This window comes from Pseudomonas sp. 8(2025), assembly GCF_052665325.1.
In genome coordinates, this window is the sequence record NZ_JBQOIE010000004.1 from 179,164 (window position 1) to 203,788 (window position 24,625).

The 24,625-nt window shown below is 61.0% G+C and carries 17 protein-coding genes and 1 pseudogene; 10 read left to right on the top strand and 8 right to left on the bottom strand.

Annotated elements, in window-relative coordinates:
• Positions 1-27: 27 nt before the first annotated feature.
• The 3 genes from ACUXVH_RS10540 to ACUXVH_RS10550 are packed head-to-tail and all read right to left on the bottom strand — an operon-like array spanning position 28 to position 5,774.
• Positions 28-1,467, bottom strand: coding sequence for an efflux transporter outer membrane subunit (locus ACUXVH_RS10540; protein WP_445494764.1), 1,440 nt, complete (start codon positions 1,465-1,467; stop codon positions 28-30).
• The gene (locus tag ACUXVH_RS10545; RefSeq protein ID WP_047286481.1) at positions 1,464-4,595 is read right to left on the bottom strand and encodes an efflux RND transporter permease subunit; all 3,132 of its coding nucleotides are present in this window, start codon (positions 4,593-4,595) and stop codon (positions 1,464-1,466) included. The genes ACUXVH_RS10540 and ACUXVH_RS10545 overlap by 4 nt, the downstream gene beginning before the upstream one ends.
• 27 nt (positions 4,596-4,622) lie before the next feature.
• Entirely contained in the window at positions 4,623-5,774 is a 1,152-nt protein-coding gene (locus tag ACUXVH_RS10550) for a MexC family multidrug efflux RND transporter periplasmic adaptor subunit (protein ID WP_047286480.1), read from the bottom strand.
• A gap of 123 nt (positions 5,775-5,897) precedes the next feature.
• Here ACUXVH_RS10550 and ACUXVH_RS10555 point away from each other — a divergent pair, with 123 nt between their 5' ends.
• From ACUXVH_RS10555 to ACUXVH_RS10570, 4 genes and pseudogenes are all read left to right on the top strand, one after another.
• Positions 5,898-6,494, top strand: a complete 597-nt coding sequence (locus tag ACUXVH_RS10555) for a TetR/AcrR family transcriptional regulator (RefSeq protein WP_047286479.1) — start codon at positions 5,898-5,900, stop codon at positions 6,492-6,494.
• 25 nt (positions 6,495-6,519) lie between these two features.
• A pseudogene (locus ACUXVH_RS10560) lies at positions 6,520-7,155 on the top strand (paraquat-inducible protein A); the annotation flags it as partial.
• Positions 7,156-7,471: 316 nt separating this feature from the next.
• Positions 7,472-8,563, top strand: a complete 1,092-nt coding sequence (locus ACUXVH_RS10565; protein ID WP_445494767.1) for an efflux RND transporter periplasmic adaptor subunit — start codon at positions 7,472-7,474, stop codon at positions 8,561-8,563.
• Complete coding sequence (locus tag ACUXVH_RS10570; RefSeq protein ID WP_047286477.1) at positions 8,560-11,676, top strand: efflux RND transporter permease subunit; 3,117 nt, start codon at positions 8,560-8,562, stop codon at positions 11,674-11,676. Before ACUXVH_RS10565 ends, ACUXVH_RS10570 begins: the two co-directional genes overlap by 4 nt.
• 130 nt (positions 11,677-11,806) lie before the next feature.
• Here the strand turns inward: ACUXVH_RS10570 and ACUXVH_RS10575 are convergent, their stop codons facing one another.
• The 4 genes from ACUXVH_RS10575 to ACUXVH_RS10590 all read right to left on the bottom strand — a co-directional run bounded on the left by ACUXVH_RS10575 (position 11,807) and on the right by ACUXVH_RS10590 (position 15,293).
• Entirely contained in the window at positions 11,807-12,319 is a 513-nt protein-coding gene (locus ACUXVH_RS10575; protein ID WP_445494770.1) for an Imm15 family immunity protein, read from the bottom strand.
• A gap of 507 nt (positions 12,320-12,826) precedes the next feature.
• Positions 12,827-13,198, bottom strand: coding sequence for a hypothetical protein (locus tag ACUXVH_RS10580; protein ID WP_241774842.1), 372 nt, complete (start codon positions 13,196-13,198; stop codon positions 12,827-12,829).
• A 74-nt stretch (positions 13,199-13,272) separates the two neighbouring features.
• Entirely contained in the window at positions 13,273-14,418 is a 1,146-nt protein-coding gene (locus tag ACUXVH_RS10585; protein WP_445494772.1) for an AAA family ATPase, read from the bottom strand.
• Between the two features lie 14 nt (positions 14,419-14,432).
• Positions 14,433-15,293: an RNA ligase family protein gene (locus ACUXVH_RS10590; RefSeq protein ID WP_015635611.1), complete on the bottom strand. Its 861-nt coding sequence runs from the start codon at positions 15,291-15,293 to the stop codon at positions 14,433-14,435.
• A 338-nt stretch (positions 15,294-15,631) separates the two neighbouring features.
• On the opposite strand from ACUXVH_RS10590, the gene ACUXVH_RS10595 reads away from it, so the two are divergent.
• Positions 15,632-16,291 (top strand): hypothetical protein, encoded by a 660-nt coding sequence (locus tag ACUXVH_RS10595; protein WP_445494774.1) that lies wholly within the window; start codon positions 15,632-15,634, stop codon positions 16,289-16,291.
• Between the two features lie 72 nt (positions 16,292-16,363).
• Here the strand turns inward: ACUXVH_RS10595 and ACUXVH_RS10600 are convergent, their stop codons facing one another.
• A complete protein-coding gene (locus ACUXVH_RS10600; protein WP_445494776.1) occupies positions 16,364-18,055 on the bottom strand; it encodes a SulP family inorganic anion transporter in 1,692 nt (563 codons plus the stop codon).
• 564 nt (positions 18,056-18,619) lie between these two features.
• On the opposite strand from ACUXVH_RS10600, the gene ACUXVH_RS10605 reads away from it, so the two are divergent.
• The 5 genes from ACUXVH_RS10605 to ACUXVH_RS10625 are packed head-to-tail and all read left to right on the top strand — an operon-like array spanning position 18,620 to position 24,603.
• Positions 18,620-20,869 (top strand): type VI secretion system Vgr family protein, encoded by a 2,250-nt coding sequence (locus ACUXVH_RS10605; protein WP_445494778.1) that lies wholly within the window; start codon positions 18,620-18,622, stop codon positions 20,867-20,869.
• 11 nt (positions 20,870-20,880) lie between these two features.
• Positions 20,881-21,327, top strand: coding sequence for a DUF6484 domain-containing protein (locus ACUXVH_RS10610; RefSeq protein WP_019095552.1), 447 nt, complete (start codon positions 20,881-20,883; stop codon positions 21,325-21,327).
• A gap of 14 nt (positions 21,328-21,341) precedes the next feature.
• Positions 21,342-22,454, top strand: coding sequence for a DUF2169 family type VI secretion system accessory protein (locus tag ACUXVH_RS10615; RefSeq protein ID WP_011061290.1), 1,113 nt, complete (start codon positions 21,342-21,344; stop codon positions 22,452-22,454).
• Positions 22,451-23,491: a hypothetical protein gene (locus ACUXVH_RS10620; protein ID WP_445494876.1), complete on the top strand. Its 1,041-nt coding sequence runs from the start codon at positions 22,451-22,453 to the stop codon at positions 23,489-23,491. The genes ACUXVH_RS10615 and ACUXVH_RS10620 overlap by 4 nt, the downstream gene beginning before the upstream one ends.
• The gene (locus ACUXVH_RS10625; protein ID WP_445494781.1) at positions 23,491-24,603 is read left to right on the top strand and encodes a PAAR-like domain-containing protein; all 1,113 of its coding nucleotides are present in this window, start codon (positions 23,491-23,493) and stop codon (positions 24,601-24,603) included. The genes ACUXVH_RS10620 and ACUXVH_RS10625 overlap by 1 nt, the downstream gene beginning before the upstream one ends.
• Positions 24,604-24,625 lie beyond the last annotated feature (22 nt).

The window sequence follows — 24,625 nt, forward strand, 5'->3', positions numbered from 1 at the left end:
CGCCCGCGCGCGGGCACCAACGTTCATTTAGGGGGTCGCCTGGCGCGCTGCCGGATGCGACTCTGGGTGGCCCCGCCAACCACCGCCCAAGGCGCGGAACAAGTCCACCAGGGCGATCTGTCGCTGAGTGCTGACCTCGATAAAGGCCGTTTCGTTGTTGAAACGGGTGCGTTGGGCATCCAGGTAGCGCAGATGGCTGTCGATACCGGCCTGGTAACGCGCCTTGGCCAATTTCAGCGACTCCTCGCTGGTATCTGCCAGGGCACGGCGTGCAGCTTCTTCGCGGCGCAGGGTGTCGCTGGCCGCCAGGGCGTCTGCCACTTCACGAAAAGCGGTCTGCACCGTGGCCTCGTAGGCCGCGACGGCGGAGTCCTTGCGCGCCTCGGCCAGGCTCAGGTTGGCGCTGTTGCGCCCCGCATCGAAGATTGGCAGCGACAGGGTCGGCACAAAGCTCCAGGACCGCGAGCCGCCATCGAACAGGCCGGACATCTGCGCGCTGGAGGTACCCAGGCTGCCAGTCAGGCTGATGCGTGGAAAGAACGCCGCCCGTGCGGCGCCGATATCAGCATTGCGCGCCTGCAAACGGTGTTCGGCGGCCAGGATGTCCGGACGCCGCTCGATCAAGCTCGACGGCGAGTCGGCCGCTATGTCCTGCACCAGCAGTGGCCGATCCTGAGGCGATTGGCCGATGGCTTTCGCCGCATCCGCGCTGCCCAGCAACAGCACCAGAGCGTTGAACGCCTGTTGCTGCTGGCGCAGGTTGCTTTCCTGGTCGGCCCGGGATTGCTCCACCAACCCCAGAGCCTCCTGGTAGTCCAGGGCTCCGGCGGTGCCCACCCCGCGTTGACGGCTGATCAGGGCGAAGGAGTATTCGCGGCTGAGCAGGGTCTGCTGCGTCAGTTCCAGGCGACGCTGGGCGCTGTCCAGCTGCAGATACGCCTGGCTCACTTCCGCGATCAGGGCGATGCGCGCCGCGCGCCCCGCCTCTTCGGTGGCCAGGTACTGTTGCAGTGCCGCATCGCTGAAGCTCTTGACCCGCCCGAACAGGTCCAGTTCGTATTCCGGTAGGGCCAGGCCCACTTGATAAGCGCTGGAGACCCCGGCCTGGCCGTTGCTGGCCAGATCGGCCGGCAGGCGCTGGCGGTTACCTGAAGCCCCCGCATTCAGCCCCGGCACCCGGTCGGCGCGCCGGATGCGGTACTGGGCACGGGCCTCCTCGATATCCAGCAGGGTCTGGCGCAGCGAACGGTTGTTGTCCAGGGCGATGCCCACCAGTTGCCGCAGCTTGGGGTCGAGGATAAAACCCTGCCAATCCAGCTCGCCAACACGCTGCCCGGGCTCTGTGGTCGTGAGATTCCAAGCGGCGGGCACTGGTGCTTCGGGACGCTGGTAAGTCGGCGCCAGGGAGCAACCGCCCAGGGCTAGCAACAGAGACAGGGAAAGACATCTTATCGGCATGCGCATCATTGCTGACCCTCGGCAACGGGCTCGCGCACCGCGGGCTTACTGCCTAGAAGCGACAGCACCCAGACAAAACAGATGGGTACGAAGATCACTCCGAGCAGCGTCGCGCTGAGCATGCCGCCGATCACACCGGTGCCGATGGCGCGCTGGCTCGCAGCGCCGGCTCCGGTGGCCAGGGCCAGCGGCACCACGCCGAGAATGAAGGCCATGGAGGTCATGACGATCGGTCGAAAGCGCAGGCGCGCGGCCTCAATGGCGGCGTCACGCAGGCTGTAGCCCTTTTCCCAGAGTTCCTTGGCGAATTCGACAATGAGGATCGCGTTCTTCGCCGACAGGCCGATGATGGTGATCAGGCCAACCTTGAAGTACAGGTCGTTGGGCATGCCCACCAGGGTCACCGCGAGCACCGCACCCACCGCACCGATCGGCACGATCAGCATGACCGACAGCGGGATCGACCAGCTCTCGTACAACGCCACCAGCAGCATGAACACCACCAGGATGGCCAGGGCGAACAGCGCCGTGGCCTGGCCACTGGAAACCTTTTCCTGGTAGGACAGGCCGGTCCACTCGTAGCCAATGCCTGCCGGTAGTTGCGCCGCCAGGCGCTCCATCTCGGCCATGGCTTGGCCGGTACTGAAGCCTTGGCCGGCGTCACCGATGATGCGGATCGACGGGTAGCCGTTGTAGCGCACCAGTTGTACCGGGCCCTCCTCCCACTGGGTGGTGACAAAGGCACTGAACGGCACCTGTTCACCCCTGTCGTTGGGCGCGTAGAGCTTGAGCACGCTTTCCGGGGTCATGCGTTCGCCTTGCTCCGCCTGGATCACTACCCGTTGCTGGCGCCCGGCATTGGTGAAGTCATTGATCACATCGGAACCAAAGGCCGCGGACAGGGTGCTGCCGATGGTCTTGAAACTCACGCCCAGGGCCTGGGCTTTCTCGCGGTCGATCTGCAGGCGCAACTGTGGCGCTTCGGCGAGGCCTTCCATCATCGCGTAGAAGAACACCGGGTTGCCGTAGGTCTGTGCCAGCAAGGTATCGCGGGCTTGCAACAGCGCCTCGCGACCCAGCCCGCCACGGTCCATCAGGCGCAGGGCGAAACCGCCGGAGTTGCCCAGGCCGTTGATCGGCGGGGGCGACACCGCCATGACCGTGCCGTCGTCAGGCGCGGCGAAATGCTCGTTCAACGCCGCCACTTCCGCCGCAGCCGACTGCTGCGAATCGCGCTCGGACCAGTCCTTGAAGGTCGGGAACGCCAGCGCCGCATTGTCACCCTGGCCGGAGAAGCTGAAGCCCGAGATCACGAATGCCGAGGACACCGCCTCGCGGGACTTGAGATAGACCTCCAACTGCTCGGCGGTGGCATGGGTGCGCACGCGGCTGGCGCCTGGCGGCAGTTGCACGTCAACCACCATGTAGCCCAGGTCTTCGCTGGGCACGAAGGCTTCCGGCAAACGCAGGTAGCTATAGCCAAGGATCGCGACAATACCGCCATAGACCAGCATGAAGCGCCCGGCGCGTTTGATCAGTGTGCTATTGAACAGCGAATAGCGCTCGGTCACCCGGGCAAAGCCCCGGTTGAAGGCGCCGAAGAAACCGCGCTTCTCGTGATGCCCCTCGGGAATCGGCTTGAGCAGCGTGGCGCACAATGCCGGGGTGAAGGTCAGGGCCAGGAAGCCGGAGAACAGGATAGAGACCGCCAGCGACACCGAAAACTGCTGGTAGATAACCCCCACCGAACCGGACATGAAGGCCAGCGGCAGGAACACCGCCGAGAGTACCAGGGTGATACCGACGATGGCCCCCGACACCTGTTGCATCGCCTTGATGGTGGCGTCGACCGGTGACAGGCCCTCCTCGGCCATGATTCGCTCGACGTTCTCCACCACGACGATGGCATCGTCCACCAGAATACCGATGGCCAGTACCATGCCGAACATGGTCATCATGTTCACCGAGAAGCCCAGCAGGTACATCACCATCAGCGTGCCGAGCAGGCACACCGGCACCACGATCGAAGGGATCAGGGTGTAACGCACGTTCTGCAGGAACAGGAACATCACCAGGAACACCAGGACCATGGCTTCGATCAGGGTATGAATCACTTTCTCGATGGCGACGTCGACAAAACGCGAGGTGTCGTAAGGAACCGAATACTGCACGTCCTCGGGGAAAAACGCCGAAAGCTCGGCCAGGCGCTGCTTGACCAGCCCCGCCGTCTGGATAGCGTTGGCTCCTGGTGACAGCTGGATCGCCCCGCCAACCGCGGGAGTGCCGTTGAGGCGCGAGGAAATGTTGTAGTTTTCCTGGCCCAGCTCCACGCGCGCGACGTCAGCGAGCTTGACCGTGGAGCCGTCCTGATTGGCTCGCAGCAGGATCTGACCGAACTCTTGCGGATTGTCCAGGACGCCTTTGACCGCAAGGGTCGCCGTTAACTCCTGGGTGCTATTGCCCGGCGTACCACCGAACGCGCCGGCGGGAACTTGCACGTTCTGCTCACGGATGGCGGTACTCACGTCGTCGATGGACAGGCCGTAACCCACCAGCCGCTGTGGGTCAACCCAGACCCGCATCGCTGCTTCCGAGGAAAAGAACTGCAATTTGCCAACCCCTGGCAAGCGTCGCAGTTCGTTGTTGATATTGCGCGCGGCGTAGTCGCCCAGAGCCGTGGTATTGCTGTGGTGAGTACCGTCCTTGTAGTTCAGTGCATAGATCAGCAGAAAGCCGGCGCTGCTCTGCTCTACTTGCAATCCCTGGGTCAGCACGGCCTGGGGCAGGCGCGCCTCAGCTTTCTTCAGACGGTTCTGTACATCGACCTGGGCCATGTCCGGATCGACGCCCGGCTCAAAGGTCACGACGATCTCAGCAGTGCCGTTGGAGTTGTTGGTGGACTCGAAGTACAGCAAGCCCTTGGCGCCGTTCAGCGACTCCTCCAGCACGTTGGTGACCGATTCCACCAGCACTTTGGCCGACGCACCAGGGTAGTTGGCGGTCACTGTAATCTGCGGAGGAGCCACGTTCGGATATTGGGCGACCGGTAGCTTGGAGATAACCAGGATGCCGGCCAGAGAGATGAACAGTGCGAGCACCCATGCAAAATTGGGGCGCTTGATAAAAAATTGCGACATCGAAAAATCCTCGCGGCGATTGCGCCCTTACTTTTGTGACTCGGACGCTGTGGCCACGGCACTTTTGGGCTCAACCCTCGCGCCGGGCTGAAGGCCAGCCAGGCCGCTGACAATCACTCGATCACCAACTTTCAAGCCCTCACGGATCTGCCAGCGCGCGCCCTGCATGACGCCGGTTTGCACCGGGCGCAGTTGCGCTCGGTGCTCGCTGTCCATCACCAGCACCGAAGCGCTGCCGTCTGGGCTGCGCAATACCGCTCGTTGCGGTACCAGCAGTGCCTGGCTATCGGTGCCCTGAGGGGTATGCACCCGCACATACATGCCCGGCAGCAAATTGCCGTCGCGATTGTCGAATTGACCGCGCAACGCCACCTGGCCAGTGCCGGGGTCCACCGCCACATCGGTAAACAGCAACGAGCCCTGGCGCTCGTAGGACGTACCTTCGATGCGCACCGACAAGCCTTGCTGCGCATCGGCCGCGAGCGCGCCGGTCTTCAGGGCTTCACGCAGGCGCAGCGCATCGGCCGCCGGCTGGGTGAAATCCACGTAAACAGGATCCAGTTGCTGGATACGCACCATCAGCGAGGCGTCGCCCTGCCCCACCAGCGCGCCCTCAGTCACCAGTGCCCGCCCCACGCGCCCGGAAATCGGTGCGGTAACCGAGGCGTAGCTCAGGTTCAGGCGCGCGGTCTCCAAGTCGGCCTGGGCAGAGCGCGTGGCGGCCTGGGTCCGCCGCAGTTCGGCAGTGGCGCTGTCGAAATCCTGCTGGCTCACGGCTTCGATCTTGACCAACGGCTCATAGCGCTTGACTCGCGCCTTCGCCTCCAGCAACCCGGATTGCGCCCGGGCCAACTCGCCCTCGGCCCTCGCCACTGCAACCTTGAACGGCGCCGGATCGATTTGGAACAGCAGATCGCCCGCCTTGACGTCAGCCCCTTCGACAAACCGTTTGTGCAGGACGATGCCAGCCACCCGGGCACGCACCTGCGCCACCCGCACCGGCTCGACCCGACCGGGCAGCTCTGAAACCAGGGCCAAGGGTTCGCTGGTCACCGCCAGCACTTCGACCGGGCGCGCCACTTCCACGGCGGCGCTCTGTTCACCGGCAGGGCTACACCCAGCCAATGCGATGGCAATTGCCAGCGCCCCCGCCACTCCTACTGCATGCATCTTGCCCATGAGTCATCCACTGCTTGATTGAAAACGGGCCGAATGGTACTTTTGCGAACCCAATGAGTCAATAGTGACTCATTTGAACAATGTAAGACCCAAGCACTCTTTTCCTGGAGACCGTCAGGCGCTATGCAAGCATCTGGAAAATTTTCCCAAGCAGGGGCAAGCCCATCGTCCCCCCACGAAGAACGCCTGCTGCGCCTGCTGACCACGGCGGTAGTCAACCGGCCACGAGCCTCGATGCTTGAACTGGCGCAAATGGTGGGAGTCAGCAGGGCCACGCTGCATCGTTTCTGCGGCACTCGGGACAACCTTCTGTTGAGCCTGGAAGCCCACGCGCGCGAAATGCTCGAGCAAATCGTCGACAATGCCCGCCTGCAGCAGGCGGAGTTTCTTCCGACCCTGGAGCGCTTGATCAGCGAGCATCTGGCACACCGTGAATTGCTGGCTTTCCTGGTGGTCCAGTACCGCCCCGGCTTTCTCGATGAGCAATCCAATGGCGCGCCCTGGCGCTGCTATCTCGATGCCCTGGACGGCTTTTTCCTGCGCGGCCAGCAGCAAGGCGCGCTGCGCATCGACATCACTGCCGCGGTTCTGACCGAGCTGTTCATCACTCTGGTCTACGGCATGGTGGATGCCGAGCAGCGTGGCCGCGCGGCCAGTGCCAATACCGCCCATACCCTGCAACAGATGTTCTTGCATGGCGCTTGCGCCCAGTCACTCTAGGCCACACGCCTCCAGGACCCATTCAATGCACCCAAACCACGCTGGCAACCTGACGAACCTTTCCCTGGACGACCTGGTCGCCTGCCATGAATGCGATTTGCTCATGCGCAGGGAAACGCTGGCCCCCGGGGAAAAAAGTTGCTGCCCACGCTGCGGCTTTGAACTAGCCGTGCACCGCCAGGGGTGGCAACACACCTGCCTGGCCCTGGTGCTGACCACCTTGCTTCTCTACATCCCGGCCAATTTCCTGCCGATCATGCATCTGACCCTGCTGGGGCAGACTCGAAGCGAAACGGTCTGGAGCGGTGTGCTCGGTTTGTTCGAAAGCGGCATGTCGGGGGTGGCTGTGCTGGTGCTGCTGAGCAGCATGGTGATTCCCCTGCTGAAGCTGGTGTGCCAACTGCTCGTGCTCCTGAGTGCGCGGTACCAGGTGGCGCGGCACACTGGAATGCGCCTGTTCCGCACTTATCACCATCTGCGCGAATGGGGCATGCTCGAGGTCTACCTGTTCGCAATCCTGGTTTCCATCGTCAAGTTGATTGACATCGCCGAGCTGAGCCTGGGCATCGGCCTCGCCTGTTTCGTCGCCCTGCTACTCACGCAGATCTGGTTGGAGCTCAGCATGCCTTCGCACCAGGTCTGGGAAGCCCTATCGGGCGAGCAGCCGCAGCGTGCTGCTCGCCAGGCCCTGGCTTTACGACCGGTTGAAAGCCTTCGGGAGAATGCAATGCGCGCCCGGTGACGCGACGGTCCCGCCCGCTTTGAATCTTTGGCTATACAGAAACAAGCTCAGCAAAAAAACAATGGCCCTTTCGGCTACCGGACGTACAGCGAGCCCTCTGAAACCTGATCGGGCCCTCAGGCTCGGTACGGCTCAAGGGAGGGCGGTTTGCCAGTGATGAATTCTGTAATACGAGCGTGTTTTTCCTGAGGGTGAACACCTTGACTTGCGTGTCCTACTTGATCGAGGAAAAAAAATGATAGTGCCCACGGCATTGCGGATCTGCGGCTATGTGTGCTGCCTTAGCCTGCTCCTTACCGGCTGTCAGGAAGAAAAACGTGCGCAAGAGGCGCCCCGCCCCGTCCGAACGATCATTGCCAAGCCGGGCGTGATAGGTGAAGAAGTCGCCCAAACGGGCGAGATACGAGCTCACATCGAGACCGATCTGGCTTTTCGTATTGCAGGTCGGATCGCGACCCGCAATGTTGATGTCGGAGTGGCTGTCGCCAAGGGACAGCTACTGGCCTCGCTCGACCCTAACGACGTCCAGAACGAAGTGCGAGTCGCCGAGGCCGAAGTACGCAGTGCGGAAGCCGCGGAAGAGTTTGCACGATCAGGGCTTGATCGCCAGCGCATGCTGTTTGACAAGCAATTCGTCGCCCGTGCCCGGGTGGATGAGGCGGCGGCTAACTGGCGGGCAGCCAACGCTCGGCTGAACGTGGCAAAGACCGGCCTGCTGACCGCCCGCAACAAGCTGAGCTACACCGAGTTGCGCGCCCCAGACGCCGCCATTGTCAGCGGGGTAATGGTCAACACCGGCCAGGTTGTCGATGCCGGCCAGCTGGCAATCAAGCTTGCCTCGACACACGAACGTGACGCCGTCTTCAACGTGTCCGAGCGCCTCTACACCTCAGTGATCTCGGATGTGCAAGTCGAAGTGGCTCTCGTGTCGGACCCCAAGATCAAAGTCATTGGTTCCATCCGCGATGTGAGCCCGACCGCCGACGCCGCGACCCGAACCTATCGGGTGCGCATCGCCTTGCCGCAAACCCCGCCAGCCATGACATTGGGGGCCACCGTAACCGGGCGCTTGCTATTGCCTGGCAAAGCGCTGTTCATTCTTCCCGCCACGTCCTTGACCAGCGAGGAAGGCAAGCCGGCAGTGTTTGTGGTGCAACCTTCTGATCACGTGCTTATTCGCAAACCTGTCGTCGTGACACGCTTCACGGCCACACAGGCGCTGATCGAGTCTGGGCTCACCGAGGGCGATGCCGTTGTAACGGCTGGGGTCAGCAAACTTCGCGCAGGACAGAAAGTTGTCTATGAAACCGCGGAGGCGACCCAATGAAGCCGAACACAGCACCGGCAAAAGACCGGCAAGGATTCAATCTCTCGGCCTGGTCAATCGAACAGATGCCTCTGGTGTTCTTCCTCATGCTGGTAACCCTGGTGGGAGGGGCGATCAGCTATTCCAAGCTGAGTCGCAACGAAGATCCGGCGTTCACTATCAAGACAATGGTTGTCACCGCGCACTGGCCTGGGGCCTCCCTCGACGATACAACCCAGCTTCTGACTGACCGCCTGGAAAAAAAGCTTGAAGAGACCCCTTATCTGGACCGGCTCGACAGCTACACGCGCCCGGGCGAATCGGTGATCATGGTCAACCTGCGCGATGATGCGCCGGCGCGAGTAGTCCCTGATGCCTGGTATCAGGTTCGCAAGAAGATGGCCGACATCACCGCAACACTGCCAAGCGGCGTGCAGGGCCCCTTCTTCGACGACGAATTCGGCGACACCTATGGACAGATCTTCGGATTTACCGCCGAGGGTTTCTCTGACCGTGAACTGCGTGACTACCTCGAAGGCGTGCGCGCCGAATTGCTGCGTATTCCAGGTATTGGCAAGGTTCAGTTGCTGGGGGTTCAAGAGGAGCAGATCGTCATTGAGTTCTCCCCGGGCCGGCTTGCCGCCTTCGGGCTTGACGAAGAGGCCGTGCTGCGGGCCTTGAAGGCACAGAACGCGGTCATACCATCAGGCACGGTGCGGCTGGCCGAGGATAAGATCGCCCTGCGCGTCAGCGGTGGATTCGCCTCCGAGGAGAGCTTGCGCAATGTGACGCTGCGGGCCAATGACCGTTTCGTGCCGCTCACCGAACTGGCCGCTATCCAGCGAATAGCAGCCGACCCGCCAGCCCCGCTGTTCCGGGTCAACGGCGAGAAAGCCCTGGGCCTTGCCATCTCGATGGCCGCGGGCGGTAACCTGCTCAATTTCGGCGAGGCCGTACGGACTCGCATGGATGACGTCAGGGCATCCTTGCCTCACGGTATAGAGATGATCCAGGTCGCAGACCAATCGACAGTCGTGAAGCAAGCCGTCAGTGGCTTCTTGACGGTCCTCGCCGAAGCGGTGGCGATCGTGCTTGCGGTTTCCTTTCTCTCGCTCGGTGTCCGCGCCGGGTTGGTGGTCAGCCTGTCGATCCCCCTTGTTCTGGCGATGACCTTCATCGGCATGGAGTTGACCGGCATCGGCCTGCAACGTATCTCGCTCGGGGCCCTGATCATCGCCCTTGGTCTTCTGGTCGATGACGCGATGATCACCGTGGAGGCCATGGTCGGAAAACTGGAAGAAGGCTGGAATCTGAAGCGCGCAGCGAGCTTCGCCTACGAGTCAACCGCCTTCCCGATGCTGACCGGCACACTGGTGATGATCGCCGGGTTCATCCCGGTTGGCTTTGCGGCCTCCAGCGCAGGTGAATACTGCTACTCGATGTTTATGGTCGTGCTGATCTCGCTGTCGGCCTCCTGGATTGTTGCGGTGCTGTTTTCACCCTTGCTCGGAACCCTGATCCTGCCCAAGTCATTGCCGCATCACGGCCATGGCGCCGGGCGCCTGATGAAAGCCTACGAGCGGGCGCTGGCCTGGGCCCTTGGCCATCGAGCAATGACCCTGGGCGTTGCCATGGCGGCGTTCGTCGCCTCTCTCGGTGCCGCCAGCTATCTCGAACAGCAGTTCTTTCCACCTTCCGACCGCCCCGAGCTTCTGGTGAGCCTGACGCTGCCGCAGAATGCCTCACTGGATGCAACGGCGCGGGAAGCCTCGAAACTTGAGGCGTTGCTAAAGAACGACCCCGATGTCGAGCGTTTTTCCACTTACATCGGCTCCGGTGCCATTCGTTTCTATCTCCCGATGGAAGTCTTGCTGCAGAACGAAAACGTCACCCAGACAGTGGTGGTGACCAAGGGCGTCAAGGAGCGCGATGCGTTACAGGCGAAGCTTGCCGCGGCGTTCAAGACGCAATTCTCCGACCTCATCGCTCGTGCGACGCCACTGGAGCTCGGTCCGCCAGTGGGGTGGCCACTCAAGTATCGGGTCACGGGACCCGATCAGAACACCGTGCGCGATATTGCCGGACGTCTGGCCAACCTCATCTCCGCCAACCACGACACCAGCGAGGTTCACCTGCTATCTGGCGAGCCACAGCGCAGTATCCTCGTCGAAGTCGACCAGACTCAGGCCCGCGCCCTGGGGCTTTCGTCCGAAGATATCGCCAGTACCATGGCGACCATTTTCTCGGGCTCGGCGGTGACCACCGTGCGCGATCACGACCGGTTGATCGATGTGGTGATCCGCGCCCAGATCGGCGAACGCACCAACCTTGCAACCCTCGCCAATCTTCAGTTGCGCTCGTCCCAAGGTCATACCATCCCATTGACTCAAATCGCCAAGCTGAGTTTTGGCGTCGAAGACCCAATCGTCTGGCGACGCCAACGTCTTCCCCTGCTCACCGTGCAGGGAGATGTTCGCGATGGGCTCGAGGCCTCGACCGTAGTGCAGGCGCTCGCACCGGTTGTGGCACGGTTCTCTGCGGAGCTGCCAAAGGGGTACAAGGTTGAAACAGGTGGCGCAGTCGAGGAAGCCGCCAAGGGGAGCAAATCGCTGCTCGCCGTGCTCCCGCTCACCGCGCTGGTGATGTGCGTGCTCTTGATGGTGCAACTGCGCAGTTTTTCCCGCATGTTCCTGGCCATCGCAATGGCGCCGTTCGGACTCATAGGCGTTGTCCTGGCCATGCTGCCGACAGGAACGCCCATGGGCTTTGTGGCGCAGTTGGGGGTCATTGCGCTGGTCGGGATGATCGTGCGAAATGCGATCATTTTGATCGAGGAGGTGGAGATCAACATGAAACTGGGGCAGTCGCCAGCCGAAGCGATAATGCACGCGTCGATGCACCGGGCCCGGCCGATTTTGTTGACCGCCTGCGCCGCTATTCTCGGCATGATCCCGATCGCCCCACAGATATTCTGGGGACCGATGGCCTACGCAGTGATTGGCGGGCTGGCCATTGCAACAGTCGTGACCCTGACGGTCCTGCCCTGCGGTATTTCTCTGTTGTTGCAATGGGAGAATCGCCACCGCAGACCGCAAGATCCCTCCATCAGCCCCGATCCCGTGCTGCGCACTTAGGTCGAGGCTGGAGAACTGCAACCAGGTTCACGAAGTGTGGCGCCAGAACCGGCGCCGCACTCGTGTTTGCAACACTGGATCTTCTGCCAAGCCAGGCCTTGTGAATAGGCCCACGCATCAGCATTTTCTCTCAGCAAGTCCTGGAAATAGCAAAGATCCTTACAATGTCCCCAGCGCAAGCGGTGTCATAAAACCTACTCTCATAAAAATCAAAAGCTGTTTCTAGCCCGCAGCTGGAAAAATGCCTTTTTACTTCTGTGATCTCCCGCGATGCAAAACCTTTATCTTGTTCGCGAACCTTTTCCAAGAAGCCGACCGAGGCTGATTTTGGATAAATAAATATATTAGGCATGAGGACGCCCTGCTCCTCAAATCCTGAAAAATCCGTAAAAGTCACGGCAAAAAAAACACCTTCAGTTCTTGATGTTTCCAACCACCTTAGAGTGTTTAAAAGAAAGACAGCGAGCCCTATCAGGAAGCCAGAAACACCGCTGTCGTTCATCTCATCCCTCAAGAGCTTTAAGCGACTATATCTAGATACAAGTGGTATTTCTTCAAAGCTCTCATGACTTTCAAAGAAAACTGCCATATCGTTATACGCTTCCTTGCTTATTATCCGGCTATATAGCTCTGTAAACTTCATTTTGGCAGGGTGCTCAATTCATGATTATCAAACCATGTGGCGCAGCAGCGGCGACACGCAATAACACATTGAAAATTCTTTATAAAATCTCGTCTTATGTCAGGGAGTATGATTTTTAGAATCAGAAAATAAAGATAGATCGGTGTTGCATCCCCCACTCCCTCTTCAATCCAGCGCTCTTGCGATACAAAACAAAAAAGCACACAACTTATGAAATTGGCAAAGTTTTCATCTGATTTACGGTGCTGTCTCTCTATCCCCCAGAGTTTGATCGCCAGCTTTTTTTTCGGAGATCTCCTTCTTTTTCTATCCGCTCGCGCTGGATACCTTCTTCGATATATGGAACCAGCGTCTTCAACTTGGAGTCAGAGATGCCGGCAAACACACCATTGTCAATCAGCCTGAGCAATTAGAAAGCATATTGATGTGTCATTTCCCCGAAAGACACATCCGCATCAATTAACGCCTCTTCAAGGTGATCGAATTCTTTAACTTCCAGGCTATCAATCACTCTATCGCCCCACCTTCAAGAAACTTAAGTAATTCAATAAGCACCCGCGCTTCCGATGAGGCAAGCAGCGCTTCAACTTCCCCACAGCTACCGTGCATGGAGATGATATTACCAGCGAGTATTTCCCCATCAGGAGTGCATGCGTCCAAGGTCACCACAAAGGAACCACCTGCCAAGTGCTCACCTTCAAATATAAGCTCAACCTCACAGGGAAAAATCGTCACGTAGACACAGAACTTTTCACCTGGGTACTCGTAATGCCCGCGATCTCTGCTTAGTGTCGTACCTTGCCTTTTTGAAGACGCTACATAGAGCCGATCTAAAAAAAACTCAAGCGCCTCTATGCATTTCATTTTTTCAGTTATCACTTAGCTGTCCTTGCTCGCACCAGGTGTTATCTGCTCGAAACCAGATCACCCCCCTTCAGAGGCGAGCTCCCGGTTCAGCCCGTCACCGCCTGATAAACAACCCGATGCGCCTCGGTGGGCAGCGGCACTTCCCACTTGAACAGCATGCGGCGGATATCATCGTTGCGCAGCGAGGTGTCGCGTTGCTGGTTGCGCCGCATGATCTCGCCCTCGGGGCGCTCCAGGTAGAGAATCTCCACCTGCGCGCCGTAGCCGTAGAGCAAGTCCAGGGTGCGGTTGCGCATCTGCGCCGACAGGTGCGTCGAGTTCCACACAAAGGGTTTGTGCTCTCGCAGCAAGGCCTTGGCCCGGTCGATGGCGTAATGCGCAGCGGCGCCTTCATTCTGTCCATGGCGCAGGCCCAGGGCCTGGCGGGCGTCGTCGAACGACACCACCGGCAGCTCCGGGTGATGCTGTGCGGTCCAGGTGTCCTTGCCGCTGGCCGGCAGGCCCGAGAGCATCACCACCGATGAACCCTGCGGCGCGTGCAACGGGTAGTCGGGATGTACCCGGGCGCCACGCAGGTACTGAATGCGTGTGTAGTCGTCGGCAAAGGCCCGCGGCCCGTAAAGGCAGCCCTCCTCCTGCGCCAGTTCGCGCCACAGTTCGATGGCATCCAGCACATCGGCCTTGCCGGCGTAGTTGCGGCCCTGCATATCGGCCTCGGCGACGGCGCAGAGCATCCACAGCGGCAGTTCCCAGGACAGTTTGTGCAACAGGAACTCGGGGCTGCGGCCGCTGCGATCACCCTGCAGGGCGAAAAACGGCACTTGGTGCACGGCGATGATGCGGCAGATCTGCTCGCGCAGCTCGAACGGCACACCGGCGCGCCACAACAGCAGCCGCGCATCCACCGCCCCCCGGCGTGAATGACCGGGCTGGCCGATACGCCCGGTATCCGGGTCGATCACCGTGGTGTCGGGCTTGGCGATGTCGTGCAACAGGGCCGCGAAGAACAGCACAAAGCGCTGCTCGGCGCTGGCCTGCTGGTAGGCGGGTTGGGCCAGTAATGCCTCGACCACCAGGCGGGTATGAATCCATACATCGCCCTCGGCGTGGTAGATCGGGTCTTGCGGTGTGTCGGCCAGGCGCGCCAGGGCCGGGATGGCCGACAGGCAGGCGGCGGTGTCCATATCGCGCCCCGGCTCGGGCACCAGTTGTCGCAGTTGTTGAACATCCATTTCGGGAGGCTCCTTCAGTAGCCGTGGCGTGGGCCCTGCCAGTCCATGGACAGGCGCGGGGCATAGAGGTCGACGCCGGCGGCCAGTTGATTGGGGATAAAGGGTTGGCTGGCATGGTGCTGGTCGGCATCGAGGATGGCCTGGACGAAGTCCTGGCGTACCCACTTGAGCCGGCCGAGGGTCTGCTGCTCGTCCTCGAGTTTCAGGTACAGGCCTTCCATGCGGCTGGAGCGGTCGCACTGGCGCCAGGCACGGGCCAGGTCGAGGCCTTCGCGGTGCACCACCTGCTCGAACACCTGGCGCCAGTGCGCGGTCTTGGCCAGCGAATCGCCCACCAGCGCTAGCAGCTCGGCATGCCGGCGCGGTGCCGGGCCTTCGTACAGCACAGGCACTGACAGCACCGGCCCACCTTCTAGCAGGCGCCGGCGCGCCGCGGTGGAGAGGAACAGCCCTGTGGCGCGGTCCCACACATCGAACTCGCAGAAGTAATGTGGCAAGTGGTCGTAGAACACCGAGTGCTTCTTGTGCAGCCACTCGCCATACAGCACGAAGCGATCTTCCAGGCGTTCCAGCAACCAGTGCTCATGGGCCGAGGCCCACTGCTTGAACAGATTGAACTGGCGCTCGCGCCCACCGCCGGTGAGGTAGTGACCGCGAGATTGCAGGAGCAACTCGCCGCCTGCGCCAAAGCTGATGCCCGCGTTGGCACCATCGAGTTTTTCTTCCACCACCAGCCACTGTCCGGCCAGGGCGCCATAGCGCACCTGGCCAGTGTCAGTGTCGCCATCTTGCAGGCGCGAGCCTTGCAGGTGGGGCGTACGGGGGTATTTGAGCAGTTCCAGGTTGTGCGCGGTGGCACGAATATCCGTGTGCATGGGTTTGTCCTCGAAAACAGAGAAAAACCAACGACAGGATCAGGCAGGCATGGCAATGAAGCGCCGCCGTGCATAGGCACGGGCAGCCATCAGGCAGGATGGACCGTCGTCGGTATCAGGCGTGTTGGCTGGCGTAGGGCACTGGCTTCACCACTTGGAGAAAAGGTTGCAGAGGCTTTAGGGCGCGCATTCAACAGCAGATAGCGGCATCAGGTCAAGCCCCGAGAGGACAAAACCCCAGCGCCCCTGCTCGCGCGAAACACCCGAGCTTTTGTCATGAAAAAAATCGCCTGGGGCTCATAGGGTGCAGCCAGTCATAACCCGATAAGGAATCGATCATGAAACGTTCAAGCGTGCTGATGGCTGCAGTCATTGGCCTGGCACTTGCACCTTTGGCCCAGGCCTCGTCCATGGCTGACAGCGAAGAGAAAGCCCAGTTGCGCAAACTCTTCTGCGAGTTGAAGGGCGGCGCCGATATCACTGCGCTGGGTGAGTTGAAGAAGTCCGACGACGTCGGCGCCGTGGTGGTGTGCAAGCTCCCGCCCTCGCCCACCACCGTGGTGGAAAACCAGGCGGCATCGAGCCTTGCCGCGCTGCCATTGACGCCCGTCACGGCAACGCTTGCGCCACCGTCGGGGGTCTACAAGCTCGCCCCGGGAGCCAGCAGCGTCAACACTTCATGCTCGGCCAACCTGGCCATCGCCAAATGGGCGGGCTTTCCCAATACCAGCAACGGCAACGCCACCTTGAACTGTCGTGGATACAATGCCGGCGCAGCAGGCGGTACGCTGGGTTGCAAGATCGAATGGACCGGGCCGACCCAGGTCGCCATCGGGGTCACTCCTTACGGCGGCCAGGTCGCGGTGAACTTCAATTGCCAGGCCCTGTACTTCGGTTCCGTCGGCACGGTGATGGATTTCAGCTACGCCGACCCGACGTATCCGCGCATCCGCTATGGCTCGGTCCAGGCCACCAGCAGCATGACCATCACCCAGTGATGCCGGGCCAGCCTGGCTGAGCCTCGATCAAGCGCCGGCAGGGCTGCTCCCTGCCGGTCACCCTCCTCTGCTTCATTGCTTGCCGCGCATGCTGTTGCGCCATATGCGGTAGGTCCTGATCCCCGAACGCACCGAACCGAACAGCAACTGGCTGTCCATTTCCCGGGTCATCCCCGAACGTTCCAGCATCGCCAGGAAAGTACCGCGGGCACGGGCGATAGCGAAGTAGATGCCCTGGGCGGCCAGGGTCTCGCGGATTTCCCGCAGCACCGCGATGCCGCTGACATCGATATCGGTCACCGCCTCGGCATCGAACAGCACCACCTCGGGTTGGCTCTCGCGCTGCACGGTGTCCAGCAGGCGCATCTTGAAGTAGTCGGCGTTGAAGAACAGGATCGCGTCGTCGAAGCGATACATCACCAGGCCGGGCACAGTGCGGGCTTGCGGGTACTGGCGGATGTCCACCTGGCCTTCGATGCCCGGCATCCAGCCCAGCACCGCGTCGGTGGGTTGGTAGATGCTGTACAGCAGGCGCAGGATGGCCAGGGTCACGGCGAACATGATGCCCGGCAGCACGCCCAGCCCCAGCACACTGACGGTGGTCAGCAGGCACAGCCAGAACTCGAAGCGGCTCAGGCGGTAGATTTGCTTCAGGGACTTGACGTCGAGCAAGCCCCAGCCCGCCATCAACAGCACCGCGCCCAGGGCCGGCTGCGGAATCCACGCCATGGGCGCGGTGAAAAACAGCAGAATCAGCGCAATCGCCAGGGCGGCGATGATGCCCACCAGCTGGCTCTTGCCTCCGGCCATGTCATTGACCGCGGTACGCGAATCCGCACCGCTGATGGCAAAGCCCTGGGAGGCACCGGCGGCCAGGTTGCTCAGGCCCAGGGCGATGAATTCATGGTTGGCGTTGATCGCGTAGCCATGGCGCGCGGCGAAGCTGCGGGCAGTGAGCATGGCGCTGCAGAAACTCACGGTAGCGATGCCCAGCGCGTCGCGCAGCAGGCTCTTGCTTTCCTCCAGGGTGGTCTTGGGCCAGGACAACTCCGGCATCCCGGCCGGCACATGACCGAGGATCGCCACTCCGAGGCGGTCGAAGCCCAATAGCCCGGCCAGCAAGGTGAACAGCGCCACCGTCAGCAGCGCCGCAGGTACGCGCGGATAGCGTCGCGGCAGCCAGATCAAAAGACCCAGGCTGGCCAGGCCGACGGCCAGGGTCAGGCCATGGATCTCCCCCAGGCGCTGGAGAAAGTCCGCCAGCCCCAGGATGAAGCCGTCGCCTTCGATCTTGAAGCCCACCACCTTGCCCATTTGCCCGGCGATCAGGCTCAGACCGATGCCGTTGAGGTAGCCGATGAGGATCGGCCGCGAGAAGAAGCTGGCGATAAAACCCGCCCGGGCGATCCCGGCGGCAATCAGCATCAGGCCCACCAGCGCGGTGACGATCATCGACAATTCGACGGTACGCTGCAGGTCGCCCATGGCCAAAGGCGCCACGGCCCCGCCGAGCATGGCGCAAGTAGCGGCATCGGGGCCGACCATCAGTTGCCGCGAGCTGCCGATCAAGGCATAGACGATCATCGGCAGCACACAGGCGTAAAGCCCGTACTGCGGTGGCAGGCCGACAATCTGCGCATAGGCGATGGCAATCGGGATCTGGATAGCCGCCACGGACAAGCCGGCCCGCAGGTCGGCGCGCAACCATTCGCGGCGGTAGTGCAGCAAGTTGGACAGGCCAGATAGACAGCGGGATAACGACATGCCGGGTCCTTTCGAAATATTCCGTTTTATTCTTTGGCTGCGCGCTTGTTTGGCAAGGCGACGCGGGGCGTTATTCAAGCGAATCGGGCAACTTAGCGCCATGAGCTGGAGCAGCTTTTGCTTCGATTCACCCAGGTGCTTGGCCATGGGCAACTCGCTGAGGCGCAGGTGGTGGTGAGCTTGGGCCGCTATAGATGAACAACCACGATGACGCGCCACCTCCCGGTGCATGTCGTCGCGCTCGTAGCCAGGCAAAAAATGACCGTCGGTCACCTACCTTGAAACGGCTCGGTGTTCGCTCCATTGGTCGGAGAGTTTCTTGACTAGGATTAAACCGCGCTAAGACTTTAACCGAAATTGTTAGAGGTGATGCCCAAGTGGCTCTGGACAGAAGGTTAATCCGCAGAAGCCGGATTGACTCGTACGTTCGCTTTGACTGAGTGCCTATGAGGCCGATATGGAGATCATCTCTGTGGTGGATGTACCGCGATGGATGGACACGATTTCCCCTGACCCCGCGAGACGGACGACTGACGCCCGAACACGAGCCAGAGGAAGTCGTTTATGGCAATAACGCAAAACAACCGTTTGGTGCAGGTCGACAGTCCCCTCGGCGGCGATGTCCTGTTGCTGCAGAGCATGGAAGGCAACGAAGAGCTGGGGCGATTGTTCCACTACGAATTGGACCTCACCTCCGAAAACCGAGCGATCACATTCGACCAGTTGCTGGGCAAGCCGATGGGCCTGACCCTGGAGCTGCACGACGGCAGCAAACGCTATTTCCACGGCATTGTCTGCAGCTGCCGGCAAGTGAACGGCCACGGTCAGTTCGCCGGCTACCGCGTCAGCCTGCGGCCCTGGTTATGGCTGCTCACGCGCACTTCGGACTGCCGGATTTTCCAGAACAAAACGGTGCCGGAGATCATCAAGCAGGTGTTCCGCGACCTCGGTTTCTCCGATTTCGAAGACAGCCTGAGCGGCAACTACCGCGAGTGGGAATATTGCGTGCAGTACCGTGAAACCAGCTTTGACTTCGTCAGCCGGTTGATGGAGCACGAAGGCATCTATTACTACTTTCGCCATGAGCAGGCGCGTCATGTACTGGTGTTTGCCGACGCCTATGGCGCCCACTCCACGGTGGCCGACTATGACTCGGTGCCCTTCTACCCGCCCGATCGGCAAATGCGCGAGCGCGACCATTTCTACGATTGGCAATTGGAGCGGGAAGTCCAACCCGGTTCTCTGGAGCTAAACGACTACGACTTCAAGCGCCCCCGCGCCAGACTGGAGGTGCGCTCCAGTGTGTCGCGCAGTCACAGCAACGGCGACCACCCGCTCTACGACTACCCCGGTGAATACGTTCAGAGCAACGACGGCGAGCACTACGCGCGTACCCGCATCGAAGCCATTCACAGCCAGTTCGAGCGCGTGCAGCTGCGCGGCCGCGCCCGCGGGCTGGGCTGCGGCCATTTGTTCAAGCTGACCGGCTACGAGCGCGAGGACCAGAACCGCGAATACCTGGTGGTGTTCGCACGCTATCAGATCCGCCAGGAACTCTATGAAAATGCGCAGCTGGACCTGTCCGAGCAGTTCACCAGCGAGCTGGACTGCATGGATGCCAGCCAGGCCTTCCGCCCTCTTCCCCTGACCCCCATGCCCATTGTTCGCGGGCCGCAGACCGCCGTGGTGGTCGGCCCCGATGGCGAGGAGATCTGGACCGACCAGTATGGCCGGGTCAAAGTGCATTTCTACTGGGACCGCCACGACCAGTCCAATGCCAATAGCTCCTGCTGGATGCGCGTGTCCCAGGCCTGGGCCGGCAAGAACTGGGGAGCGGTGCAAATCCCGCGGATCGGTCAGGAAGTGATCGTCAGTTTCATCGAAGGCAACCCGGATCGGCCGATCATCACTGGCCGCGTCTACAACGCCGAACAGACCGTGCCCTACACGCTACCGGCCAATGCCACTCAGAGCGGGGTGAAAAGCCGTTCGAGCAAGGACGGCTCACCGGCCAACTTCAATGAAATCCGCATGGAGGACAAGAAAGGTGCGGAGCAACTGTTTATCCATGCCGAGAAGAACCAGGACATCGAGGTCGAGAACGACGAGACCCACTGGGTCGGCCACGACCGCAGCAAGACCATCGATAACGACGAGACTGTGCATGTCAAACACGACCGCACCGAAACCGTCGATCACAACGAGACCATCACCATCGGCGTCAACCGCACCGAAAGCGTGGGCAACAACGAGGACATCAGCATTGGCGTCAACCGTACCGAAAGCGTCAGCAGTAACGAGACGATCAGCATAGGCCTCAACCGCACCATCAGCGTGGGCGCCAGCGAAACCGCGACCGTGGCCCTGCAACGCACCCATGTGGTAGGTATCAACGAGACGATCGCCATCGGCGCCGCGCAGGAAGTTGTCATCGGTGCCTTTCAAACGGTGAATGTAGGGGCCTACCAAAACGTCAACGTGGGCCTCTACCAGTCGACCAATGTGGGTACCAACCGCTCGGTGGACGTCGGAGCCAATCTTTCAACGACGGTAAAAGACAACGAATCGCGCCAGGTCGGCGCAGGACGCACGACCGATATTGGCAAGGACGATGAGCTGACGGTGGGCAAGAACCTTGTCATCGATGCCGGTGACTCGGTGACCATCATGACCGGCAAAGCCAGCATCGTCATGAAGAAGGACGGCACCATCAGCATCAGCGGCAAGGACATCACCATAGACGGCTCTGGCGCGATCAACATCAAGGCCAACAAGAACGTGGTGATCAAGGGACGCAAGATCCTGCAAAACTAGGAGTAACGCGTATGACGGTTCAATACTCACTGCCCACGCAGGCCCGCATCGATGGCGTAGTCGTCGGTGTACTGCTCGACCTGCCACAGGCCAGTGCGCCCTGGGTGACCTACCCCGGCTGCCCCGAGCAACAGAGCATCGCCGCCCGCAGCACCACCCTGCTCTCCCCTGAAGACATCGGCAGCCAAGTGGCGCTGATGTTCGAAGATGGCGACCCTTCCCGCCCGCTTGTGATCGGCCGCCTGCTGAGCCAGGCCATGGCACCCGAACCGGTTGCCAGCGTGCAACTGGACGACCAGCGCCTGGAACTGCGCGCCGAACGCGAGATCGTGCTGCGTTGCGGCAAGGCCAGCATCACCCTGACCCGCGCGGGCAAAGTGATCATCCAGGGCGCCTACCTGTCCAGTCGCTCCAGCGGGGTCAACCGCATCAAGGGTGGTTCGGTGCAGATCAACTAGACAGGTAGTCGCCTATGGAACTGCTCAACGCCAGCAAACTGCTTGCTGCCTATACCCAGGGCATGGAGCCCGATGGCCGCGAATCCCTGGTGGTGGTGGTCAAAGGCACGTTTAATCTGCCTCTGGACGGCCGCGCGGCGACCCTGGCCGAGACCCAGCAACCGCTGCTGATGGCCGATACCTTCCTCGGCGAACCCGGTCTCAGCGCCCCCCTGCAGGAAATGGACTTCGCACCGGTCAAGCCGTTCTGCGACGTGCTGGTGCGCGGCAAGGCCTATGCCCCAGGCGGGCGACCCGTGAGCCAGATGGCTGCGGGCATTCGCGTCGGTCAGATGAGCAAGGCCTTTTCCGTGCTCGGCCCCCGACAATGGCAATTGGGGCTACTGGGCGTTTCTCCCGGCTTGCCGCAGCCCTTCATCGAGCAGGACATCTCTTATGCCCAGGCCTTTGGCGGCAGCCATCCGATGGCGGAAGACTCCGAATTGCGTTACAGCTACCTGGACAATCCGACCGGTTGTGGCTGGTTTCCAAGCCGCATGGGTAGTGCTGCCATCGTCGGCATGCCGATGCCGAGCACCGAGGAATTGGGCAAGGCGATCGATAGTCCCTCTGGCGACTTCCGTCCTATGGCCCTTGGCCCCATCGGCCGCAGCTGGCCGCAACGTGCTCGCTTCGCTGGCACTTACGACGATGCCTGGCTGGCCGACCGCTTTCCGTTTCTACCGGGTGATTTCGACCGTCGCTATTTTCAGGCGGCCCCTGACGATCAGCAGATTCCTTACCTGCGTGGCGGCGAGGATGTGTTGCTGCTCAACCTCACACGCCAGGAGCGCGCGGGCTTTCGCATCCCCGAAATGGACGTGCCGGTGACCTTCTTTCTGAAAAAAGGCGGTCACGAGACTGTGCAGGCGGTGATCGATACCCTGCTGATCGACACAGACGCGCTCCAGGTGCAACTGACCTGGCGTGTCTCTCGTGCACTACGACACAACATGTTCGAGATCGCTCAGGTGCTGGTCGGCACTATGTCCACAGGCTGGTGGCGCGCCCGCGAACTGGGCAAGGATTACTACCCGTCGCTCTCCTCCCTGGTAAAAGCCAGGCACGCCCCCGAGGAGACAGACTGATGACTGCACTTTGCATCATCGGTTCCGGCATGGTCAGCGCCGTTGGCCTCAGCGCACCCGCGAGCTGCGCGGCGATTCGCTGCGCTATCGATAACTTCCAGGAAACCCGCTTCATCGACTGCGGCGGCGAATGGCTGATCGCTGCCAGCGTGCCTCTGGAGCAGCCCTGGCGTGGGCGCAGCAAACTGATCAAGATGGCCGCCTGCGCCATCGCCGAGGCGCTGCAAAGCACCCCTAACGTCGACCCGGAAAAGACCCCGCTGCTGCTGGGGGTGGCGGAAGTCGAGCGCCCCGGCCGCCTCGACGGCCTCGATAAGGGGCTGCTGCACGCCATCGAAGCCGAACTGGGCCTGCGCTTTCATCCCAGTTCCAATGTCATCGCCTATGGACGGGTCAGCGCTGCCGTGGCCCTGCTTGATGCGCGTACGCTGATCTACCAGGGCGGCCATCGCCACGTGCTGATTGCCGGCGTCGACTCCTTTTTGAATGGATCGACGCTGGCCGCTTTCGAAGCACGCGATCGCCTGCTCACTAGCCAGAACTCCAACGGATTTATCCCCGGCGAAGGCGCCGCCGCCGTGGTGCTGGCCGCCCCCGTTGCCAGCGAAGAGCCGCAATTGGCCTGCCTCGGCCTGGGGTTCGGCGTGGAGAAGGCCACCGTGGAGGCCGAAGGTACTCCCCTGCGCGCCGAAGGTCTGACTCAAGCCGTACGCGCTGCCCTGAGCGAGGTTGGCTGTGGGTTGGAGCAAATGGATTATCGGCTCACCGACATCTCCGGCGAGCAGTACTACTTCAAGGAAGCCTCCCTGGCCCTGAGCCGTACCCTGCGGGTGCGCAAGGAGTTCTTCCACCTCTGGCACCCGGCCGACTGCATTGGCGAAGTCGGCGCCGCCATCGGCCCGACGATGCTGGCCGTGGCCCTGGCCGCCAGCCGCAAGGGCTACGGTGACGGCCCGAATATCCTCTGCCACCTCGGCAACGACGCCGGCCAACGCGCCGCCGCCCTGCTCAGCTACCAGACCGTGAGGGCTGCCTGATGGCCAACGAGGTGTATGCCAACAATATGGAGATTTCCTGCAAGGCGGCCGATGGCAAGTCCGTCGCCTGCTTTCCGGATGTCTGCTTCACCCCGCCCGTGGCTCCGCCGACACCGATGGGGGTACCCATTCCCTACCCCAATACGGGTATGTCCAAGGACACCACCCGGGGCACACGAACGGTCAAGATCACCCGCAAAGAGGTGATGCTCAAGGACAAGAGTTACTTCAAGACAAGTTATGGGGATGAGGCTGGGAATGCGCCCAAGAAGGGGGTCATCACTAGCAAGATCAAGGGGAAGGTGTACTTCACTTCCTGGTCGATGAATGTGAAGTTCGAAGGTCAAAACGTAGTACGGCACCTTGACATGACGACGCATAACCATGCTTCACAGCCAGGTAATACCCCTCCCTGGCCTCACCTTTCCAAGATGTCGCCGAGCACCCAGGGAAAATGCAAAAGGGAGAAAAAAAGAGAAAGAAAATCCTGCCAGGAATACAAACCGTACGGTGAAAAGAATGTTTGTAAAGAGGCCGAGCTGAGCGGTGCAATGGTCAATGAAAGCGCTTGGGCCAGCAAAACAGCGATAAGAGCCAAAGCAAACAAATGCTTGTCGGCTCGCCGCTGTCAGTTAGTACCCTACCGCCCTAAGGACGAAGCAGGTATAGCCGGATGCTGTCCAGCACAAACACCTGACCATGTCATACCGAAAAGCTCATTTTCTGTAGGAGCGTTCAGTAACAACAAGCGCCAGCCCGGCTGGGAAGAGTATTCGAAAGATACGGCGCCTTGTATGTGCGTTGAGGGCTGGGGGAACACTCATGGGAGTCATGGTGTCCGACACAGCGAGCATAAAGCCCTGGGGGTTATCGCTGGGGTCAAGAAAGGCGATATGCGCGAATTCGGTAAAGAGGCCTCCATGGCGGCCCAAAGTACTCGTGGCGCGTTTCCCGAGTCAAACTGTAGCGAACGCTGCCTCACGGCACAGTTGGCCGACGGGCATAAAAAAATGTTACCGCCAAATACGCAGCCCCCTAAAGTAAAACATTCACCAAGCGGAAGAAGTAAGCCAGCGGTATTGAACCGTACTGCGAGAAGGCCCTCCCCTTGAGCCACCACCCAATAAACGGATA

Bases quoted from the DNA above. Each gene is read 5' to 3' on its own strand.
- ACUXVH_RS10540 (WP_445494764.1), bottom strand. From the start codon at position 1,467: ATGATGCGCATGCCGATAAGATGTCTTTCCCTGTCTCTGTTGCTAGCC.
- ACUXVH_RS10545 (WP_047286481.1), bottom strand. From the start codon at position 4,595: ATGTCGCAATTTTTTATCAAGCGCCCCAATTTTGCATGGGTGCTCGCA.
- ACUXVH_RS10550 (WP_047286480.1), bottom strand. From the start codon at position 5,774: ATGGGCAAGATGCATGCAGTAGGAGTGGCGGGGGCGCTGGCAATTGCC.
- ACUXVH_RS10555 (WP_047286479.1), top strand. From the start codon at position 5,898: ATGCAAGCATCTGGAAAATTTTCCCAAGCAGGGGCAAGCCCATCGTCC.
- ACUXVH_RS10565 (WP_445494767.1), top strand. From the start codon at position 7,472: ATGATAGTGCCCACGGCATTGCGGATCTGCGGCTATGTGTGCTGCCTT.
- ACUXVH_RS10570 (WP_047286477.1), top strand. From the start codon at position 8,560: ATGAAGCCGAACACAGCACCGGCAAAAGACCGGCAAGGATTCAATCTC.
- ACUXVH_RS10575 (WP_445494770.1), bottom strand. From the start codon at position 12,319: ATGAAGTTTACAGAGCTATATAGCCGGATAATAAGCAAGGAAGCGTAT.
- ACUXVH_RS10585 (WP_445494772.1), bottom strand. From the start codon at position 14,418: ATGGATGTTCAACAACTGCGACAACTGGTGCCCGAGCCGGGGCGCGAT.
- ACUXVH_RS10590 (WP_015635611.1), bottom strand. From the start codon at position 15,293: ATGCACACGGATATTCGTGCCACCGCGCACAACCTGGAACTGCTCAAA.
- ACUXVH_RS10595 (WP_445494774.1), top strand. From the start codon at position 15,632: ATGAAACGTTCAAGCGTGCTGATGGCTGCAGTCATTGGCCTGGCACTT.
- ACUXVH_RS10600 (WP_445494776.1), bottom strand. From the start codon at position 18,055: ATGTCGTTATCCCGCTGTCTATCTGGCCTGTCCAACTTGCTGCACTAC.
- ACUXVH_RS10605 (WP_445494778.1), top strand. From the start codon at position 18,620: ATGGCAATAACGCAAAACAACCGTTTGGTGCAGGTCGACAGTCCCCTC.
- ACUXVH_RS10610 (WP_019095552.1), top strand. From the start codon at position 20,881: ATGACGGTTCAATACTCACTGCCCACGCAGGCCCGCATCGATGGCGTA.
- ACUXVH_RS10615 (WP_011061290.1), top strand. From the start codon at position 21,342: ATGGAACTGCTCAACGCCAGCAAACTGCTTGCTGCCTATACCCAGGGC.
- ACUXVH_RS10625 (WP_445494781.1), top strand. From the start codon at position 23,491: ATGGCCAACGAGGTGTATGCCAACAATATGGAGATTTCCTGCAAGGCG.